Below are 280 nucleotides of genomic sequence, written 5' to 3' on the forward strand. Positions count from 1 at the left end.
ATTTCAGTAGGGATTTTTTGTATTTTCATAACAACTAAATAATAGATAAGCGATGAATGGAATAAAGTAGTGTATGTTCTCCCTGTTAAAGAGAGCTGACGGTTGGTGCAAGTCAGTACAAAGAACAGCATGAATTACAATCCAGGAGCATCTTCTTCGAGCGAATTGTAAGGGGGAGACGGTGAAGAGCCGTTATAGAGAATGAAGAGATTGACATATAAAGTTTGTCAATAATTAGGGTGGTACCGCGAATAAAATCGTCCCTACTGATTAATTTCAG

General features: G+C 37.5%; 1 other annotated feature.

From position 1 onward, the window contains the following. The first annotated feature begins 43 nt into the window (after positions 1 to 43). Positions 44 to 268 (forward strand) — a binding site (T-box leader). Positions 269 to 280: the final 12 nt, after the last annotated feature.

Source organism: Bacillus sp. CGMCC 1.60114, from assembly GCF_042676365.1.
In the GTDB taxonomy this organism is placed as follows: domain Bacteria; phylum Bacillota; class Bacilli; order Bacillales; family Bacillaceae_G; genus Bacillus_A; species Bacillus_A rhizoplanae_A.